This is a genomic window from Bartonella capreoli, assembly GCF_902813205.1.
GTDB classification, from domain to species: Bacteria; Pseudomonadota; Alphaproteobacteria; order Rhizobiales; family Rhizobiaceae; genus Bartonella; species Bartonella schoenbuchensis.
The window spans coordinates 1-2,598 of the sequence record NZ_CADDZX010000031.1 but is presented as its reverse complement, the minus strand read 5'-3'; the positions used below and the strand labels follow the sequence as shown (position 1 = coordinate 2,598).

The 2,598-nt window shown below is 36.4% G+C and carries 3 protein-coding genes; 2 read left to right on the top strand and 1 reads right to left on the bottom strand.

Annotation, left to right across the window (positions count from 1 at the left end; genetic code table 11):
- Nucleotides 1–219: 219 nt before the first annotated feature.
- On the top strand, nucleotides 220–468 hold the full coding sequence (locus tag J7R05_RS06915; protein WP_208541732.1) for a hypothetical protein: 249 nt from the start codon (nucleotides 220–222) through the stop codon (nucleotides 466–468).
- On the opposite strand, the gene J7R05_RS06910 is transcribed toward J7R05_RS06915, so the two are convergent.
- Nucleotides 425–1,081: a hypothetical protein gene (locus tag J7R05_RS06910; RefSeq protein ID WP_208541731.1), complete on the bottom strand. Its 657-nt coding sequence runs from the start codon at nucleotides 1,079–1,081 to the stop codon at nucleotides 425–427. The genes J7R05_RS06915 and J7R05_RS06910 overlap by 44 nt on opposite strands.
- 224 nt (nucleotides 1,082–1,305) lie before the next feature.
- Between J7R05_RS06910 and J7R05_RS06905 the strand changes: the two genes are divergently transcribed.
- Nucleotides 1,306–2,436 carry a YdaU family protein gene (locus J7R05_RS06905; RefSeq protein WP_208541730.1) on the top strand — a complete coding sequence of 377 codons (1,131 nt, stop codon included), beginning with the start codon at nucleotides 1,306–1,308 and terminating at the stop codon, nucleotides 2,434–2,436.
- Nucleotides 2,437–2,598: the final 162 nt, after the last annotated feature.

The following is a 2,598-nucleotide window of genomic DNA, read 5'->3' as shown; positions in this document are numbered from 1 at the left end:
TGAGTGGTGATGAAAAGATAAAAGATACGGTAGTGTGTGATGATAATGTTATTACGTATGAAATGACATTCATGACACCACAGGAGTATATGGCCTCTCTTTCACGGTTACATAGGTTTTGGAAGCGACTTTTTTATTATTGGCAGTACAGAATATGGATTTAATTATCAGGGATATTTGTACAATAACTTAAACAAGATAAAAAATAAGGAAAGAAAAATGAAAAAAAGACCAGGTTATAGTTTTAGCACTTCAGATGATTTAATATATGCAATGGGTTTACCAGATGGTTGCACGATCATTTTTAGTGATGATGGTTGGAACTTTTCTTTTGATAAAAGCAATCATTTAATAGCCAAAAGTGCTTCAGGTCCAGCGTTATCCATAGAGGTACATGGTGGCACACAAGTTTTTAAAGAGAAATTTAAGGGATTATTCGAACGACACAATCAGCGTGCCGCATGTTAAATGCAGCACCTTGTGATTGATATGCTTTTAATAGGTCTGTCTGAATGTCCATTTCATCCCATGCTGTTTTAATGTATTTAGCTTCGTCTCGAGCGGAACGTAAAAACATCCCTTCTAAAAAAATATTAGTGTCAAAAACTTCTGTAAAGTCACATGTCGGAGAAAATTGAAAAGTGAGTTTAATAGAAGCTCCCTGCGTACGATCAATATCTGCCCAAAATTGTATACCCATGATAGCAAAACATTTTGTATAGGCTGGAATATTTATACTTTTTAATGATACTTTTGACATCGGTTTTTCAGGCGGACTTATTAAGTGAACTCTATCAACAATGTTGTGGCAATAAAGTGCAGAAGGTGCATTAAATATGCCAATGGAAAGAAACACTTTAAACCAAGAATCATCATCTTCCCAATTATTATCGGTATATGGGTCTGGATGGTAAACACCGGAAATAGAGTGCAATTTAATATCGAAAGGAGTTGTATTTTGAAAATTGAACCATACGATAGAATCAGCAAATGTCTCATAACAAGACGTAATAATTAGAGATTTTGGTGAAGTACTGATTATTTTGTTATCTGCATTTTGAGTTGCATCATTATTAGACATTGGCTGTGTTCCCTATAAAAATGTTTAGAGCTTTGTTGAATAGAAGCATTGCAATTCTGATTTTACATATTTTCTTCCCACCACTTTTTTCAAAACCATAATGATGAAACGATTTTATAAAACATTTTCAATGAAACGTCAGATGCCTAACATGATTCCTTTTCTTGATCTAGATACGAAGACAGGCTGGGCAATTTTATACTTAAAGAAAGAAGGAGATGCACATGTCTAATGTTATGCCGTGGATAAGATTCTACCTAGATGACTGGGCCAGCGGTACAGATGGAATGACACCAGAGCAAAGAGGAATTTATATTATGCTTCTTATTCGCATGTATGACAAAAAGTCACCTGTGAAAGAAGATTTTAAAACGCTTTCACGTGTATGTAATTGCACTGAAAAAAAATTCACAACTGTTGTCGATTATTTAATGAAAAATAACAAACTCATCCAAACAACAGATAAAGGATTATGGAATCTTCGTGTTGAGGAAGAGTTAAAAGACTTTACGGATAAACAAGAGCATATATCGCAAGTACGTAGTGAAGCTGGGAAAAAAGGTGCACAAGCAAAAATGCTTAAAAAACAATTTGCTAACGATTATGTTGAAGCAAATGGTAAGCAAAACGATTTTTTGCTTCAAGCAAACGATAAGCAAAATCAAGCTATCCAGAATCAGAATCAGATATATAAAAAAACTAACACTATCGTGTTATCAAAAAAAGAAAATGCTTCAGAAGATTTAGCAACTGAAGTTTCGGTTCAAAGTGAAACAACCGATGATGCTGTTGAGCAGCAGTTGGATCACAATACACCCTCATCAGAAAACCAAACACCCGTTTCACAGCAAAAAAGCACTCAAAAGAAAACCAAGCGGTCTAGGAGTGAACGGGGATGCCGATTGCCTCATGATTTTGAACCTGATCTGGAATACGCAATCGACAAGGGCTTAACGCATGATGAGGCGTCGTTAGAGTTTGAGAAATTTAAAAACTACTGGCTGGCTAAGTCTGGTCAAGGTGCAATCAAAAAGGATTGGAAACTGACATGGTACAACTGGGTTATTTCCGACTATGGACTTTTAGCTCAGAAAAAAGCGAAACTGGAAAAGGAAAAACGAAATGGTAGGGATGGAAATTATTCTCAGCGACAAAAAAGTTTCACCGAACGTCTTACAGAAAGTTTCGAAAGTTTCAGACATGATTTTTCATCTGGAGATGATCATGAAGAGGATCAGTCGAGGGTATCCATCGACCTTCAAGAGTGGGAGCGAATTGACGAAGCAGGAGGAAGAAAGAGTCTTGGATGCTTGCAACCATCTACAGAGATTGTTCAGTGTGAAAGCTTCGGATGAACAGGTTAAGAAAGCTGCTTTTTTTCTCTCAAGTTTGAGAGTTCCAGCTAACACAGATCCCAATGTAGTTTCTTCATCCTACAAGCTGACACTCAAACAAGTTTCAGCATACGCTCTTGCAAAAGCTGTTGAAAATATTCTCGCCGGTCAGGTCAAGGAGAT

Excerpts from the sequence above, each read along its gene's own strand:
- J7R05_RS06915 (WP_208541732.1), top strand. The coding sequence starts at position 220 with ATGAAAAAAAGACCAGGTTATAGTTTTAGCACTTCAGATGATTTAATA.
- J7R05_RS06910 (WP_208541731.1), bottom strand. The coding sequence starts at position 1,081 with ATGTCTAATAATGATGCAACTCAAAATGCAGATAACAAAATAATCAGT.
- J7R05_RS06905 (WP_208541730.1), top strand. The coding sequence starts at position 1,306 with ATGTCTAATGTTATGCCGTGGATAAGATTCTACCTAGATGACTGGGCC.